General features: G+C 52.1%; 16 protein-coding genes. 10 read left to right on the top strand and 6 right to left on the bottom strand.

All coding sequences use genetic code 11. The features are described 5' to 3' along the window. Positions 1-291: 291 nt before the first annotated feature. The 6 genes from P0H77_RS01495 to P0H77_RS01470 all read left to right on the top strand — a co-directional run bounded on the left by P0H77_RS01495 (position 292) and on the right by P0H77_RS01470 (position 5237). Positions 292-1101: a sorbitol-6-phosphate dehydrogenase subunit gene (locus P0H77_RS01495; protein WP_276161487.1), complete on the top strand. Its 810-nt coding sequence runs from the start codon at positions 292-294 to the stop codon at positions 1099-1101. Between the two features lie 94 nt (positions 1102-1195). Further along, positions 1196-2602, top strand: coding sequence for a PTS mannitol transporter subunit IICB (locus P0H77_RS01490; protein WP_276161480.1), 1407 nt, complete (start codon positions 1196-1198; stop codon positions 2600-2602). After that, positions 2599-3027, top strand: coding sequence for a PTS sugar transporter subunit IIA (locus P0H77_RS01485; protein WP_276161477.1), 429 nt, complete (start codon positions 2599-2601; stop codon positions 3025-3027). Before P0H77_RS01490 ends, P0H77_RS01485 begins: the two co-directional genes overlap by 4 nt. A gap of 37 nt (positions 3028-3064) precedes the next feature. Continuing rightward, positions 3065-3766: a DeoR/GlpR family DNA-binding transcription regulator gene (locus tag P0H77_RS01480; RefSeq protein WP_228066284.1), complete on the top strand. Its 702-nt coding sequence runs from the start codon at positions 3065-3067 to the stop codon at positions 3764-3766. An 18-nt stretch (positions 3767-3784) separates the two neighbouring features. Then, on the top strand, positions 3785-4963 hold the full coding sequence (locus tag P0H77_RS01475; protein WP_276161469.1) for a mannitol dehydrogenase: 1179 nt from the start codon (positions 3785-3787) through the stop codon (positions 4961-4963). Further along, entirely contained in the window at positions 4953-5237 is a 285-nt protein-coding gene (locus P0H77_RS01470; protein ID WP_276161465.1) for an HPr family phosphocarrier protein, read from the top strand. The genes P0H77_RS01475 and P0H77_RS01470 overlap by 11 nt, the downstream gene beginning before the upstream one ends. Positions 5238-5299: 62 nt before the next feature. Here the strand turns inward: P0H77_RS01470 and hxpB are convergent, their stop codons facing one another. The 4 genes from hxpB to P0H77_RS01450 form a co-directional block, all read right to left on the bottom strand. Further along, complete coding sequence (hxpB, locus tag P0H77_RS01465; protein ID WP_276161461.1) at positions 5300-5956, bottom strand: hexitol phosphatase HxpB; 657 nt, start codon at positions 5954-5956, stop codon at positions 5300-5302. Between the two features lie 82 nt (positions 5957-6038). Continuing rightward, positions 6039-6596, bottom strand: coding sequence for a 6-phospho-3-hexuloisomerase (hxlB, locus tag P0H77_RS01460; RefSeq protein ID WP_276161451.1), 558 nt, complete (start codon positions 6594-6596; stop codon positions 6039-6041). Continuing rightward, positions 6593-7312 carry a ribulose-phosphate 3-epimerase gene (locus P0H77_RS01455; RefSeq protein ID WP_276161445.1) on the bottom strand — a complete coding sequence of 240 codons (720 nt, stop codon included), beginning with the start codon at positions 7310-7312 and terminating at the stop codon, positions 6593-6595. Before P0H77_RS01455 ends, hxlB begins: the two co-directional genes overlap by 4 nt. Positions 7313-7483: 171 nt before the next feature. Next, entirely contained in the window at positions 7484-7987 is a 504-nt protein-coding gene (locus P0H77_RS01450; protein WP_194207461.1) for an Rrf2 family transcriptional regulator, read from the bottom strand. Positions 7988-8219: 232 nt separating this feature from the next. On the opposite strand from P0H77_RS01450, the gene P0H77_RS01445 reads away from it, so the two are divergent. Next, the gene (locus tag P0H77_RS01445; RefSeq protein ID WP_276161435.1) at positions 8220-9422 is read left to right on the top strand and encodes an NAD(P)/FAD-dependent oxidoreductase; all 1203 of its coding nucleotides are present in this window, start codon (positions 8220-8222) and stop codon (positions 9420-9422) included. 153 nt (positions 9423-9575) lie between these two features. Here the strand turns inward: P0H77_RS01445 and rsmJ are convergent, their stop codons facing one another. Both rsmJ and prlC read right to left on the bottom strand, forming a co-directional pair. Continuing rightward, on the bottom strand, positions 9576-10325 hold the full coding sequence (gene rsmJ / locus P0H77_RS01440; RefSeq protein ID WP_276161431.1) for a 16S rRNA (guanine(1516)-N(2))-methyltransferase RsmJ: 750 nt from the start codon (positions 10323-10325) through the stop codon (positions 9576-9578). A gap of 6 nt (positions 10326-10331) precedes the next feature. Then, positions 10332-12374 (bottom strand): oligopeptidase A, encoded by a 2043-nt coding sequence (prlC, locus tag P0H77_RS01435; RefSeq protein ID WP_276161428.1) that lies wholly within the window; start codon positions 12372-12374, stop codon positions 10332-10334. A gap of 153 nt (positions 12375-12527) precedes the next feature. On the opposite strand from prlC, the gene P0H77_RS01430 reads away from it, so the two are divergent. The 3 genes from P0H77_RS01430 (at position 12528) to gorA (ending at position 15370) form a co-directional block, all read left to right on the top strand. Then, positions 12528-12974 (top strand): hypothetical protein, encoded by a 447-nt coding sequence (locus tag P0H77_RS01430; RefSeq protein ID WP_276161423.1) that lies wholly within the window; start codon positions 12528-12530, stop codon positions 12972-12974. 98 nt (positions 12975-13072) lie between these two features. After that, positions 13073-13915, top strand: a complete 843-nt coding sequence (locus tag P0H77_RS01425) for a 23S rRNA (adenine(2030)-N(6))-methyltransferase RlmJ (protein WP_276161421.1) — start codon at positions 13073-13075, stop codon at positions 13913-13915. 102 nt (positions 13916-14017) lie between these two features. After that, entirely contained in the window at positions 14018-15370 is a 1353-nt protein-coding gene (gene gorA / locus P0H77_RS01420; RefSeq protein ID WP_276161418.1) for a glutathione-disulfide reductase, read from the top strand. The last annotated feature ends 138 nt before the right edge of the window (positions 15371-15508 follow it).

Here is a 15508-nt window from a genome sequence, read left to right as displayed (position 1 = left end):
TATTAATAAACGCATTTACACGCACTCTTAATTGATTAATTAATCACCAACGCAGAAATGCGATCCTCTACGCAAAATAAATGAAATAATGTAATTACATGAATAATAAAGAATAACCAATTTATGATGTGATTTACCTCGCATATTGAGATCCTGTTCATAGTCAATGCGTTTTTCTGCGCATAAATTACAAACGCGCACAAAAACGCATTTATTCCTGGCTAACATGCAGCGTTACGTACCCACGCCGATGCATGCGTAAACCAACATAGAACAGTGAGAGAACGAAAAATGGATCAAGCAACAAAGTGGTTGGATCTTTCCGGAAAAGTGGTGATTGTGACTGGCGGCAGCATGGGCCTTGGCGAAAAGATGGTTGAAAACCTGCATGCTAATGGCGCAACCGTGGTGTATGCCGACCTCGCACCTAATGCCACGTTTAGTCAGACAGACGGCATCACCTACATCAAATGCGATGTGACCAAAAAAGCAGAGGTCGAGCAGCTTGCCGCTACCGTGGTCGAGAAATTTGGTCATATTGACGGGCTGGTCAACAACGCAGGCGTCAGCCGTCCGCGCCTGCTGGTGGATGTCTTCAAACAAAAACCGGAATACGAACTGAGTGAAGATGACTTCGACTTTATGGTGAATGTTAACCAGAAAGCGGTCTATCTCGTCTCCCAGGCCGTCGCACGGCAAATGGTCGAACAACAGTCCGGCGTAATTATCAATATGACCTCTGAGGCTGGCGTCCAGGGCTCACGTGGCCAGAGCTGCTATTCCGCAACCAAAGCCGCTGTCAATGCCTTTACCTTCGCCTGGGCAAAAGAACTGGGGCCGTACAATATTCGCATCGTCAGCGTTGAACCCGGTATTAACGTCCCTACCCCAATGAACAGCGAAGCGAATTTCCGTGCGCTGGCCTATACCCGCGGCACCGATCCTTCTCACGTGCATAAAGATTACAAAGGCATCATTCCCCTGGGACGTCCCGGCAAGCTGGAAGAGATTGCCGATCTTATTTCTTATCTGGTTTCAGATCGCTCTTCGTACATTACGGGCTCCGTCATCAATATCACTGGCGGTAAATCGCATCACTAATCACTCATTATCATAAGAAATGGAGCCGACCATGGGGAACAATCGAATTGCCAATAGCCCTACGTTAGCGAAAATTAGAAAGTTCGGTGGAGTTATGAGCGGCATGGTTATGCCGAATCTGGGTGCATTTGTCGGATGGGGATTAATGGCCGCCATTTTTATTCCAAACGGCTGGTTCCCCAATGAAAAATTAGGAGAGATGGTCGGCCCAATCCTGAATTATCTTTTTCCATTATTGATTGGCTACACAGCAGGATACAACATTCACGGTCAGCGTGGCGGCGTGATTGCAGCCTTCGCCACCATGGGCGTCATTGTAGGCTCTAATATTACGATGATCAGTGGTGCGATGGTCATGGGCCCGCTCTCATCCTGGCTGTTGAAGAAATTCGATCAGAAAGTGCAGCCCAAAATTAAACCCGGCTTTGAAATGTTCGTGAATAATTTCAGCCTGGGGATCATCGGTCTGCTGTGCGCGATTTTTGCTTACATGACCGTTGGGCCAGTGATCCGTCTGCTGATCGTGATTATTACGTCAGGCGTTAACTGGTGTACTACCCATAACCTTCTGCCGCTGCTGTCGGTGTTTATGGCTCCGGCACAGGTACTGTTCCTCAACAACGTCGTTAACCACGGTATTCTTGCCCCGATCGGTTTTGCGCAGGTTCCTGAACTGGGTAAATCGATCATGTTCCTGGTGGATACCAATAACGGCCCGCTGCTGGGAACGTTGATGGCTATCGCCCTCTTCGGACGTGGACGCGCTAAAAAGACCGCGCCGATGGCAATGTTCATTGCCGGGATTGCCGGCATTGGTGAAGTTTATTTCCCCTTCGTGCTGGCAAACCCCCTGCTGGTCTTCGCTACCATGGGTGGTCTGGCGGTCTCACTGTTCCTGCAGGTCATTATGGGTGGCGGCCTGATTGGGGTAGCGTCTCCGGGCAGCTTGATCGCTATTGCGATGATGACACCGAAAAGCGCCATCATCGCCAACCTGGTTTCGATTAGCGCGGGCTTTATCGTCTCCTGCACGCTTGGCTGGCTGCTGTTGAAAATCAGCCCCGGCTCAGAAGATGGTGAAGAAGAAGATCCTGTTATTGTCGGTGGTCGTCAGGTCAAATCCGTCACTGATTTTGTACCCGGTATGGCAACGCCGACGTCTGCGCCTGCGACGGCCAGAAAAAGCATCCAGCGAATACTTGTTGCCTGCGATTCTGGCATGGGTTCCAGCGCCATGGGAGCATCGGTACTGCGAAAACGGCTGAAGGAAGAAAATCTCGATACCATCACCGTTGTTAATGATTCGGCTAACCGGGTAGGCAAGGAGTACGACATCGTCATTACCCTCTCAGGGTTGCTCGAACGCGCGAAGCTTAGCTGTGAAAATGCAAACACGGCGTTTATCACTGTTAATAACTTTATTAAGTTAAGTGATTACGATGAAACCGTTGCATTTATTAAGCAACACAATCAGGCGGCGAATCAGGAAGCAACAACATGAATGAAATTTTCTCTCTAAAAAACATTATTCTTAATGCGAAAGCTGACGATAAATTCGCTGCAATAACGTTAACCGGAGACGTTTTAAAACAAAACGGCTATATCACTGAGCGATACATTGAAAGAATGAAGCTCCGTGAGGAAATAGTGTCTACATATCTGGGGAATGGATTAGCTATCCCTCACGGTACGGATGGCTCAGACTGTGAAATCATTAAAACCGGGATCTCGTTAGTGCAGTTTCCCAATGGTGTCGACTTTGGTGAGGGGAATACTGCATATATAACCATCGGTATTGCCGGCAAGGAGGGTGAACATATGGACTTACTGAATAAAATCGCCCTTATATGTATTGAAGAAGAGAATGTTATGGCGTTACGTAATGCCACATCAGCAGAACAAATTTTACAAGTCCTGAACTTATAAGATATACTCGTTATTCTCTGAATAACATGAGTATGTAATGATGAAGGCAGCCAGACAAGACATTATTCTTCAGATACTTGAAAAAGAAAAAAAGATCGTTGCCAGTAAATTAAGTGAGCGCCTGAAGGTGTCTGAAGATACGGTAAGGCGCGACTTAAATGAACTTGCAAACCAGGGATTAATTCGGCGCGTACACAGTGGCGCAATACGCGTTGGCCCGGCAGTCACTGACTTTAATGTCAGGCAGGATCTCAACATTAATGAAAAGGTTAAACTTGCAAAGAAAGCAGTGCATTTAATCAAAGAGAATAGTGTCATTCTGATTGATGGAGGAACAACCAATTACGAATTAGTTAAACAAATACCTAAAGATATAAAATGTACAGTTGTCTCCAACAATATTCCTATTTTGCATTTACTCAGTGATTATCAAAATGTGGAAGTTATTGGTTTAGGGGGCCGGCTTTACAAAAACTCTTTGGTATTAATTGGTGCAGAAACCATTCGTGAACTGGCCGCTATTCGTCCCGACATCTACTTTATGGGCGTCGCCCATGTTGATAGCGAAGTCGGCGTAACAATTCCAGGGCTGGATGAGTGCTACACCAAACAAAAAATGGCTGAAGTCTCTAATGAAGTTGCCATCCTTGTAACTGAAGAAAAACTTGAGACCAGGTCTAATTTCGTCGTGTCCTCACTCAAGGATATCACTCATATATTCACGAGTAAGGACATCTAAATATTATGAGGTATGTTAATGAAACGCGTATTAATTGTAGGCGCTGGCCGCCTTGGTAAAGGTTTTGTCGGCGAGACGTTTGATAATGCAGGCTGGAATATTTCGTTCCTGGATAAAGACCCCCGAGTCATCGACGAATTAAAAAAACATAACAAATATACCGTTCAGGTATTTCGTACCGATGACATCATTATGCATGACATCACCAACTTTAATGCATTTTTGACTGATGATAACTATTCTGTAATGGATGATTTCCTTGAATCTTCCGTTATTATGTGCCCGCTATATCCGGAAGATTTCCCGGCCTCCGCAGACTATCTGGCCGCCTGTTTTGAAAAGCAGTATGAAGTCGATCCTGACAAAAAAATGACGCTGATCTGCTTAACCAACAAAAACCATATTATTAAAGATATTGAAGGCTATTACCGCGACGCAATTTCTTCGCCGGAAGCCCGCGCCTGGTTTGATACCCACGTCGCGGTTCGTGATTCCATCGTTCGCCGCTCCACGGATGCCGAAACCAACTACGCTACCAACATTGACAGCACTGCCGTCGCCTCACTGTTGATTCAGACCCCGCTTTACAACGACATCAGCGATGTCGAATGGCTGGAACCGAGAGAGCACCTCGAAATGCTGAAAGACATCAAAGTGTTCACTATCAACGGTCCGCATGCCACCACCGCCTACTTTGGCTTCCTGAAAGGTTATAAAACCATTCCCGACGCCTCTGCCGACCCGGAAATCGCCGAGCTGGTGAATGCAGTCCACGATGTCACCATTAAAGCGGTGATGCTGGAATATCCGCAAATCACCCGCGAAGCGTTGACGGATCTGGAATATCTGCCGAAAGCGAAAAACGAGCTGCCGGATTCTATCCATCGCGTTGCCTGGGATCCCATCCGTAAACTGGCCAATCGCGACCGCCTGATGGGTGTAGCGCATCTGTGCCTGAAATTTGGTCTGGATTACACGCCGATTGCCAAAGCTATCGCCTGCGGTCTGGCGTATTACGCTCCTGACGATAAAGCCTCGGGGGCTATCCAGCAATCGATACAGAGCCAGGGACTTCTGGCGACCGCTGCGAATGTTATCGGTCTGCCTGAAGATCATGAAATTACACGCTGCGTTGCGAAGCACTATAACGACGCGGGTTATTCCATCCAGCAATCCGTAAATCACTATGGTCAATAAATATTGTCACGCACAATTTATTATCCGTAATGAAAATGGGCTGCATGCCCGGCCTGGCGCGACGTTCGTGTCGACCCTGAAGCCTTATGCCTGTTCCGTTACGGTCGCTAACCTGTCGCGCAGCGATAAATATGTTAACGCTAAAAGCCTGATGGCACTGATGTCTTTAGGTATTAAAAAAGGGCATGAAATACGGGTGGAATTTGAAGGTGACGACGCCACCGCTGCCATGGAAAATTTAACGAGTGAAATAGAGAAAGGTTTAGGCGAATAATAATCCCTTTTCGCCTGTTAACAGGTTTACCTGACAGTCGGTAAACCTGTTTTTTTGCGTTTTTACCACGAATGCAGAATGAAAGGTAAGACCTCATCATGATGATCGATAATCTGGTCTGCTAGCGTAAAACGGGGATCGTGACGCTGATGCGGTGCCGGCAACGCCAGCGCACGCATTCCGGCAGCTTTAGCGGCAATCAGCCCGTTAAGCGAATCCTCAATCACCAGACAATTTTGCGGATCGGCATCCATCATGGCCGCCGCATTAAGGAAGATTTCCGGATGCGGCTTACCGTGTGCCAGCGTCTCCGCCGAAATGGCGGCCTGGAAGTAATGGCGAATATTGAGCGTATCAAGAACGTTATCGATCTGACGCAGCGGTGAAGAGGAGGCTACCGACATGAGGATATTACGCAGGCGTAGCGCATCCAGGAGATCAAAGATGCCAGGCACAGGCCGGGGCTGCTGGCGTATTTTTTCCGCTACCTGCCCGACGATAACATCGTGAACGAGGGAAAGATCGTGCGCGGGTAGCCGGTGTCTCTCGTGCAGTTTACGCAAAAACACCATTACCGGCATTCCGGTGAAAGCATCAAAATCATCGTCGACCAGCGTCAGTCCGTGATGCTGTAAATAGAATTTTTTTTCGACGTCTCGCCATACTGGCTCAGAGTCGATAAGTACGCCATCCATATCAAAAATAACGGTTATCGCCATTTTTATTCCTTACAAATAAAGAAAATGCGCCATCGTGCAGTTTGAGCACAATGGCGTAAAGAGAAGCACCGAAACGCGAACCTTATTCAAGATTGGCGTGAAACTGCCAAAGCGCATCCATATTGATTTGTCGCTTTTCGATCAGCAGGAGCGCGAGGATGTCGCCCAGCAAAAGCAAAGCTTGTTCAAAAAGCGAGGTCATTGGCTGAATGGAGGGCGTTTCCGAAGGCAGGTTGAGTTTGGTTTTTACCGGAATGCGAATAAACAAATCGCTGACCTCCTTCATGCTGCTTTGCGGGTTAGCGCCAATATGCGCAACTTTGGCATGAAAGGTTTTCGCTTTTCGCGCAATCCCTAACGGGAACATGCTTTCACCGCTACCGGAGCCGACAATAAGCAGATCGTTGGCGGTAATCGCTGGTTCCGTTATTTGCCCGACAATGCAGGTCTGGATGCCCAGATGCGCCAGGCGCTTGGCTATCGCCTGCAAGGAGAGCAGCACCCGGCCAACGCCGACAAAAAAGACCCGATCTGCGGATTCAATCATCTCCAGCAGTTGCCCGACGCTCTGTGAAGAGACGTTGTCGAGAGTAGCGTTAAGTTCATTAATGACATGGCTTTTATTGAGCTGATAATTCATGCGTTCACTCCCTGACCTTCTATTCGTCCCAGACCTTCTGTCACCGTCCGATCGAGCGTGCGTTTGTTCTCTTGAAGCGTTTGTCCGGCAACAAACAGTCCCGTACTGCCGAGCACCAGATTGGTGGCACCGGCAGCAATCAGCCCCGGAATAGTGGCAAATGAAACGCGGCCATCAACCTGAATCGCAGTATCAGCTCCGGCTGCTGAAATTTTTGCACGAAGTTGCCGGATTTTCTCCTCCGCGTAGGGCACCTGCTGCTCGCTTTTATCTCCGGCAAAGCCCGGATTGATGAGCATCAATAATGCGTAATCCAGCGAAGGCAGAAGATAGTCGAGCGTCGTCAGACTGGTAGCCGGATTAAGTGCGATGCCCGCCTCAACGTTCTCTTTCTTGATTAGGTTAACCAGCCTGTCGGGATGTAGCGACGTCTCATAATGGAAGGCAATACGTTGTACGCCGATATCCAGTACCTGTTTGATAAACCACTCATTATTGACAGACATAATATGGATATCGAAATCCAGACGGGTCTTTTTACGTAGCTGTTTAATTGTCTCCAGCCCCAGCGGCATGCTGGGACTAAAAGCGCTGTCGATAAGGTCGATATGCAATGCATCGACACCCGCCTCTTCGAGCTCCCTGACGGCATGACTTAGGTTAAGTAAATCAGCACACATCAGAGAGGGCGATAAAATGACCGATTTAAACGCCATTTCATTCAATCCTTAGCATTATTACAAAATGCATTATTTTGCGTGTTTTATAATATTACGCGCAAAATAATGCATATAATATGCAGCCCGAAGTGAACTGTGATCGCGATCGAAAACAATTCTGTACGAGATTAAAATTCAATGGGTTAACGGCAGGATACGCGGGAGGCGTTACCCTTTTCTGGCGGCGATCCACTCCTGGACTTCAATAACAAATTCATCCGGCGCTTTACGGTACATTTTCCGCGTGAGATCGAGGATCGTATGTTGAGACAGCGCCTCTTCCATGCGCTGCTGCGCCATATCCATGACCGACCGTACGCCGCAGATCCCTTCGCAGGCCCAGGCAGGAGCCTGCTCATCGAAAACCGCCAGCCGCTGACGGATTTCGCGGCACTCAAAAATTGACTTGTCACCGTCAATAGCCGTGACCACGTCCAGCACCGTAATATGTTCTGCCGGCTTCGCCAGTTTAAAACCGCCACCTTTACCTTCGGTGCTGCTCACCAGCCCGGCCTTTGAAAGCCGGGTAAAGATTTTTGCCAGATAGTCATAAGGGACGCTTTGCAGCGCAGCAATTTCGCGGACGCTCATTTCGCGCGCATCTCCTTTGCTGTCCACCATGCACATCAGGCTGTGGATCCCGTATTCAACGCCTGAACTGTAAAATGCCATTCTTTATTCTCAGCTAAAAATTCTCTTAGTTAGTGTACCGTTTTCCTGTTTATCGCGCTATAGAACCCAGCATAAAGGAAAGTACTCTTTGTTTTTTAAACTATTATTATCAACAGCTTATTTCAATAACCTCGCAATTTATCATAAAAATCATTTTCTGCGCTTGCGATCCTTAACTAGGATAAATAAAATCCGAGTTAAGATTCCTCATTCACGGTTAAGTAAAAAAGAAATGCGTAAACACATTGTTATCCTCGGCGCAGGTTTTTCCGGTATGTGGTCAGCCCTTAGTGCCGCCCGCCTTATTGACCTTCATCAGCAAAAAGATATCGACGTAACGGTGATTGCACCGCAACCGGAACTGCGCGTGCGTCCGCGCTTTTACGAAACGCAGGTTGAAGGGCTTACGGCACCGCTCCAGCCACTGTTTGATGTTACCGGCGTGAAGTTTATTCAGGGCGTGGTATCGAGAATTGTTGTTGAAAATAAACAGGTTATTTTTAGTAACGCGGCCAGTGAAACACAATGTGTCCATTATGATCGGCTGATCCTGGCGACCGGTAGCCACCTCGATCGTTCCTTTGTCGCGGGCGTTGATCGGCATGCCTTCGATTTGGATCAGATTGAAAGCGCTGCTGTTCTGGAACAGCACCTTAACGGACTGGCGCAGTGTGAGGACAGCCCGGCGCGTAATACCGTTGTCGTCTGCGGCGGCGGCTTTACCGGCATTGAGATGGCGATGGAACTACCGGCCCGTTTGCGTAAGTTGCTCGGCGAGGAAGCTAAGACCAGAGTAGTCGTAGTTGAACGAGGTCCGATGGCTGGTGCGCGCTACAGCCAGGCGCTGCGCGACGTGGTTATGCAGGCGTCCGAAGAACTGGGCGTTGAATGGATGGTTAACGCAGAAGTTGAGCATATTGATGCTGACGGCGTGACCTTAAAAGACGGGCAGAAAATCGCGTCTAAAACGGTGATCTGGACCGTCGGCGTGCAGGCCAATGCGCTCACCGCGCAGATCGCCGCACCGCGAGATGCTCAGGGACGCCTGCACGTAAATCATGCCCTTCAGGTCGAAGGGCATGACGATGTTTATGCCACCGGCGATGTGGCGTATGCCGCAACCGACGATAAGGGCAACCATGCGCTGATGACCTGTCAGCACGCCATTCAACTCGGCAAGTTTGCCGGGAATAACGCCGCCGCCAGCCTGCTTGCGGTCGAGCCACTACCTTATCGTCAGGAAAATTACGTAACCTGCCTGGATCTGGGGGCCTGGGGCGCGGTGTATACCGAGGGATGGGATCAGCAGGTGAAACTGACGCGAGCCGATGCTAAAAAGCTGAAGCTTTCAATCACCAGCGAGTTGATTTACCCGCCGAAGGCGGAAAAAGCGACGGCGTTTAAGATTGCCGATCCGTTAGCGCCGTTTGTGTAGAACGGTTTTCCGCCTGACGTACAGGACGGTGGAATTCTGCCCGGTGGCGCTGCGCTTACCGGGCCTACAACAAGCAAAACCAGAAATCAGGCACCAAACCGGACGCATATTACGGCAACGCGACAACTTGCGACAATGCGCCGGCTTACCGCGCTACGCCGTCCCCGCATAAATATCAAACCGGTGCCCTTTGGTCACAATCGCATTCAGGGTGGCGACATTGCCCAGCGGTGGCGCATAATCCGGGCGTTTAACCACCACGCGCTTGCTCGCCAGCTGACGCGCAGGCTCCAGCAGGCCATCGGCGTCTAAATCTGGCCCCACCAGCGACTGAAATACCCGCATTTCCTTTTTCACCAGCGCGCTTTTCTGCTTATGCGGAAACATCGGATCGAGGTACACCACCTGCGGACGCGGGGTGATCTCCGCCAGCCCGGTCAGGCTGGAAGCATGGATCAGCTGCAGGCGTTCCTGTAACCAGCCGCCGATTTCGGCATCGGCATAGCCACGCGTCAGGCCGTCGTCCAGCAGCGCCGCGACCACCGGATTACGTTCCAGCATCCGCACCCGACACCCTACCGAGGCCAGCACAAAGGCATCGCGCCCCAGTCCCGCCGTAGCATCGACTACATCCGGCAGATAATCGCCCTTAATGCCGACCGCTTTCGCCACCGCCTCACCACGACCACCGCCGAATTTTCGCCGGTGCGCCATCGCCCCGCCGACAAAATCGACGAAGATGCCGCCAAGCTTCGGCTCATCCCGCTTACGCAGTTCCAGATGTTCTGGCGTCAGCACCAGCGCCATCAGATTATTATCGTCCTGTTCCAGCCCCCAGCGGGCCGCAAGAACAGATAAGGCACCGTCTCCGGTGCCTGTTTCGTCAATCAAGCAGATTTGCACGTAAAATCAGCCTTTGATGCCGTAGTGATCCAGCATCGCATCCAGCTGCGGCTCACGGCCACGGAAGCGTTTGAACAGCTCCATCGGCTCTTCGGAACCACCGCGCGTCAGGATATTATCCAGGAACGACTGCCCGGTTTCGCGGTTGAAAATCCCTTCTTCTTCAAAGCGAGAGTAAGCGTCCGCCGCCAGTACGTCAGCCCACAGATAGCTGTAGTAGCCCGCCGCATAGCCGCCGGCGAAGATGTGGCTGAACGCGTGCGGGAAGCGGCCCCAGGCCGGAGACGGCACCACGGCGACCTGTTTTTTAATGTCCGCCAGCGTCTCAAGGATTTTCGCGCCCTGCTCCGGGCTGAACCCGGCGTGCAGGCGGAAATCGAACAGGCCGAACTCCAGCTGACGCAGAATAAACAGCGCCGCCTGGTAATTTTTCGCCGCCAGCATTTTATCCAGCAGTTCTTTCGGCAGCGGTTCGCCGGTTTCGTAATGACCGGAGATAAACGCCAGCGCGTCAGGCTCCCAGCACCAGTTTTCCATAAACTGACTCGGCAGTTCGACCGCATCCCACGGCACGCCGCTGATGCCCGACACGCCTGCGGTTTCGATGCGGGTCAGCATATGATGCAGGCCGTGACCGAACTCGTGGAACAGGGTGATCACTTCGTCATGGGTAAACAGCGCCGGTTTGCCGTTGACCGGGCGATTGAAGTTACAGGTCAGATAGGCGACCGGTTTTTGCAGCGTGCTGTCCGCTTTACGCATCTGGCCCACGCAGTCGTCCATCCACGCGCCGCCGCGCTTGTGTTCACGCGCATAGAGGTCGAGATAGAAGCTGCCGCGCAGCTCGTTTTTGTCGTCATACAGTTCGAAGAACCGCACGTCCGGATGCCAGACGTCGATGTCTTTGCGCTCTTTAGCGGTGATGCCATAAATACGTTTCACCACTTCAAACAGACCGTTAACCGCTTTCTCTTCCGGGAAATAGGGGCGCAGCTGCTCATCGCTGATGCTGTACAGATGCTGTTTTTGTTTTTCGCTGTAGTACGCGATATCCCACGGCTGGAGCTCGTCCACGCCATACTCCGCTTTCGCAAAGGCGCGCAGCTGGGCCAGTTCTTTCTCACCCTGCGGACGGGCGCGTTTGGCGAGGTCGGTCAGGAAGTCCAGCACCTGCTGCGGGTTTTCCGCCATTTTAGTTGCCAGCGATTTGTATGCGTAGTTTTCGAAGCCCAGCAGTTGCGCCAGCTCGTGGCGCAGGGCGAGGATTTCCGCCATGATGGGGCCGTTATCCCACTTACCGGCATTCGGCCCCTGATCGGACGCGCGTGTGCCGTAAGCGCGGTACATCTCTTCACGCAGCGCCTGATTGTCGCAGTAGGTCAGCACCGGCAAATAGCTCGGGATATCCAGCGTTAACAGATAACCGTCCTGCTCTTTGGCTTCAGCCTGCGCTTTTGCCGCGGCCAGCGCGCTTTCCGGCATTCCGGCGAGTTCAGATTCATCGGTGATAAGCTTCGTCCAGCCCATCGTCGCATCCAGCACGTTATTGCTGTAGAGGTTGCCCAGTTCAGATTTACGGGTCGCGATCTCGCCGTAGCGTTTCTGCTTCTCTTTCGGCAGCCCGATACCGGACAGTTCAAAATCGCGCAGCGCGTTATCGACCGCTTTCTTCTCCGGCGCCGTCAGCGAGGCATAGTGTTCGCCATCGCGCAGGTCGCGGTATGCCTTGTAAAGCCCTTCGTGCTGCCCGACCCAGGTGCTGTACTCAGAAAGCAGCGGCAGGGTTTGCTCGTAAGCTTCGCGCAGTTCCGGGCTATTTTTTACCGAATTCAGGTGGCTGACAGGCGAAAATATCCGTCCCAGCACGTCGTCCGTCTCCGCCAGCGGCTGACACAAATTCGCCCACGTATACGGCGTGCCGTGCGCCACTACGCGTTCGACCGTGGCGCGGCAGTCATCCAGCGCTTTGGTGACGGCAGGAACCACATGTTCAGGTTTGATTGCGGAGAAAGGCGGGAGATCGAAAGGCGTCAATAAAGGATTGGTCATATGCGCGGTCCTGTTGGATAGGGTAAATGAAGCGCACGTTCCGGCGCTTATCTGTTAGATCTAGCATGGGGTTAAGTGTAGAGAATTTCAATGGCAGGCGTGGCGGGAAGCTCACTATAATGTCACTCTCGCACCTTGATACAGGACGTGCTCATGGCAGCGTTTTTACCGCTTATTGTTTTGATCGTCATCCTCTACCTGGTGACCAAAAAACTGTCGCATACCCGGCCTGCGGATGCTCCCGGCGGCCCCGGCGATCGCAAATTAATTTCTTCATCGTCGTTTCTGCTGCGCATTTTCGGCAGTTCTCGTAGCTACAAGGCGAGCTATTACTTTGATACTGAGAACTTTTATGAGGTCACCGACGCGAACACCACCACCATTCCGCTGACCACTATCACCGGGGTAAAACGCGAATCGACGAAGGTCAATAACCGCTCGGTCTGGTCGGTGAGCTGGTCAATTAACGGCCAACAGAAGCAGGCGCGCTTTCTGCATAATTACACCCTGTTTAACCGCAGCTTTGCGGTATTTCTGGAGGCAGTAAAGCAGGCCAACCCGAACGCCAGCGTCAGCGCACTCACGCTTTTTACGTTATGACCGGTCTTCAGCAGAATTAAAAGCGCCAGGGCGGTAATCATGACGGATCTACGGTAAACTGTCGGTTATTGTGTTCACTTCCCGGAATTCGCTTTTATATGCTCAGTTATCGCCACAGCTTTCACGCTGGCAACCATGCCGACGTCCTCAAACATACCGTTCAGAGTCTGATCATTGAATCGCTGAAAGAGAAAGACAAACCGTTTCTCTATCTGGACACCCATGCGGGCGCAGGCCGTTATCAGTTGAGTGGCGAATACGCCGAGCGCACTGGCGAGTATCTCGAAGGCATCGCGCGCATCTGGCAGCAGGACGACCTGCCTGCCGAACTGAAGCCATACATTGGCGTAGTTGAACACTTCAACCGCAACGGCCAGTTACGCTATTACCCCGGCTCGCCGCTGATCGCCCGCCAGCTTTTGCGCGAGCATGACAGCCTGCACATGACCGAGCTGCATCCGAGCGATTTTCCGCTGCTGCGCGGTGAGTTTCAGAAAGACAACCGCGCCCGCGTAGAGCGCGCCGATGGCTATCAGCAGTTGAAATCCAAACTGCCCCCCGCCTCACGTCGCGGCCTGATCCTCATCGACCCGCCGTACGAAATCAAAACCGACTATCAGGCGGTAGTGACCGGCATCCATGAAGGCCACAAACGTTTTGCCACCGGCACTTACGCGCTGTGGTATCCGGTGGTGCTGCGTCAGCAAATCAAGCGCATGCTTAAAGAGCTGGAAGCGACCGGAATTCGCCGCATTCTGCAAATCGAGCTGGCAGTACGTCCCGACAGCGACCGGCACGGCATGACCGCTTCCGGGATGATTGTGATTAACCCGCCGTGGAAGCTGGAGCAGCAGATGAATAACGTGCTGCCGTGGCTGCACAGCAAACTGGTGCCGACCGGTATCGGACACGCTACCGTGAGCTGGGTCGTCCCGGAGTAATCGCAGCCATCGGTGGACGCTGCCCAATCGCGCGCTACAATCCACTTATTTCTGCGGATGCGTCTGACGTATCCGCTCTCTTTTCAGGTGTAAGGAACGGTCATGACGAAACATTACGACTATGTTGCCATCGGCGGCGGCAGCGGCGGTATCGCCTCCATCAACCGTGCGGCCATGTACGGCCAGAAATGCGCGCTGATCGAAGCGAAAGCGCTGGGCGGCACCTGCGTTAACGTTGGCTGTGTGCCGAAGAAAGTCATGTGGCATGCGGCGCAAATCCGCGAAGCGATCCATCTGTACGGCCCGGATTATGGTTTTGATACCACAATTAACCACTTCAACTGGGACACGCTCATCGCCAGCCGCACCGCCTACATCGATCGTATCCATACCTCATACGATAACGTACTGGGGAAAAATCAGGTCGACGTGATTAAGGGTTTCGCCCGCTTTGTCGATGCAAAAACGCTGGAAGTGAACGGCGAGACGATCACCGCCGATCATATTCTGATCGCCACCGGCGGCCGTCCGATCCATCCGGATATTCCGGGCGCGGAATACGGCATCGACTCCGACGGGTTCTTTGAACTTCCGGCGCTGCCTGAGCGCGTAGCTGTTGTCGGCGCAGGCTATATCGCCGTCGAACTCGCCGGGGTCATTAACGGCCTCGGCGCAGAAGCCCATCTGTTTGTGCGTAAACACGCGCCGCTGCGCAGCTTCGATAACATGCTGTCCGAAACGCTGGTGGAAGTCATGAACGCCGAAGGCCCGGCCCTGCACACCCATGCGGTGCCGAAGGCGGTAGTGAAAAATGCCGACGGCAGCCTGACGCTTGAACTGGAAGATGGCCGCTCGCAGACGGTGGACTGCCTGATTTGGGCGGTAGGACGCGAACCTGCCACAGACAATTTCAACCTGGCCGCAACGGGCGTGCGCACCAGTGAAAAAGGTTATATTGAGGTCGATAAATACCAGAATACCAGCGTGGAAGGTATTTACGCGGTGGGCGATGTCACCGGCGCGATTGAACTGACGCCCGTTGCCGTCGCCGCAGGCCGCCGCCTCTCCGAGCGCCTGTTTAACAATAAGCCGGACGAGCATCTCGACTACAGCAATGTGCCGACCGTGGTATTTAGCCATCCGCCGATTGGTACCGTCGGGCTGAGCGAAGAGAAAGCGCGGGAAGAATATGGCGACGATGCGGTTAAGGTGTATAAATCGTCCTTTACGGCGATGTATACCGCCGTCACCTCCCACCGCCAGCCGTGCCGCATGAAGCTGGTCTGCATCGGACCAGAGGAAAAAATCGTCGGTATCCACGGTATTGGTTACGGCATGGATGAAATGCTGCAGGGCTTTGCGGTGGCGCTGAAGATGGGCGCCACGAAAAAAGATTTCGATAATACCGTCGCCATCCACCCGACCGGGGCGGAAGAATTTGTGACGATGCGGTAAGTATTGCCCTGCGGCGCTGCGCTTGTGCGGACCTATGCTTAATGTAAAACAGCTACGGGCTGAGTAAGCGCAGCGTCACGGATGGTAAAAACGGTTATTTAGTAACCCAATTTTACACTCCACCTCACAGCCCCCGGT

The sequence above is a fragment of the Superficieibacter sp. HKU1 genome (assembly GCF_029319185.1).
GTDB lineage: Bacteria > Pseudomonadota > Gammaproteobacteria > Enterobacterales > Enterobacteriaceae > Superficieibacter.
Note: the sequence above shows the minus strand (reverse complement) of the source record. Positions and strands in the feature narration are given on the sequence as shown.

Coding starts and splice junctions, on each gene's coding strand:
- P0H77_RS01425 (WP_276161421.1), top strand. CDS start 13,073: ATGCTCAGTTATCGCCACAGCTTTCACGCTGGCAACCATGCCGACGTC.
- prlC (WP_276161428.1), bottom strand. CDS start 12,374: ATGACCAATCCTTTATTGACGCCTTTCGATCTCCCGCCTTTCTCCGCA.
- P0H77_RS01485 (WP_276161477.1), top strand. CDS start 2,599: ATGAATGAAATTTTCTCTCTAAAAAACATTATTCTTAATGCGAAAGCT.
- P0H77_RS01475 (WP_276161469.1), top strand. CDS start 3,785: ATGAAACGCGTATTAATTGTAGGCGCTGGCCGCCTTGGTAAAGGTTTT.
- P0H77_RS01480 (WP_228066284.1), top strand. CDS start 3,065: ATGATGAAGGCAGCCAGACAAGACATTATTCTTCAGATACTTGAAAAA.
- P0H77_RS01450 (WP_194207461.1), bottom strand. CDS start 7,987: ATGGCATTTTACAGTTCAGGCGTTGAATACGGGATCCACAGCCTGATG.
- gorA (WP_276161418.1), top strand. CDS start 14,018: ATGACGAAACATTACGACTATGTTGCCATCGGCGGCGGCAGCGGCGGT.
- P0H77_RS01495 (WP_276161487.1), top strand. CDS start 292: ATGGATCAAGCAACAAAGTGGTTGGATCTTTCCGGAAAAGTGGTGATT.
- P0H77_RS01430 (WP_276161423.1), top strand. CDS start 12,528: ATGGCAGCGTTTTTACCGCTTATTGTTTTGATCGTCATCCTCTACCTG.
- P0H77_RS01455 (WP_276161445.1), bottom strand. CDS start 7,312: ATGGCGTTTAAATCGGTCATTTTATCGCCCTCTCTGATGTGTGCTGAT.
- hxlB (WP_276161451.1), bottom strand. CDS start 6,596: ATGAATTATCAGCTCAATAAAAGCCATGTCATTAATGAACTTAACGCT.
- P0H77_RS01470 (WP_276161465.1), top strand. CDS start 4,953: ATGGTCAATAAATATTGTCACGCACAATTTATTATCCGTAATGAAAAT.
- hxpB (WP_276161461.1), bottom strand. CDS start 5,956: ATGGCGATAACCGTTATTTTTGATATGGATGGCGTACTTATCGACTCT.
- P0H77_RS01490 (WP_276161480.1), top strand. CDS start 1,196: ATGAGCGGCATGGTTATGCCGAATCTGGGTGCATTTGTCGGATGGGGA.
- P0H77_RS01445 (WP_276161435.1), top strand. CDS start 8,220: ATGCGTAAACACATTGTTATCCTCGGCGCAGGTTTTTCCGGTATGTGG.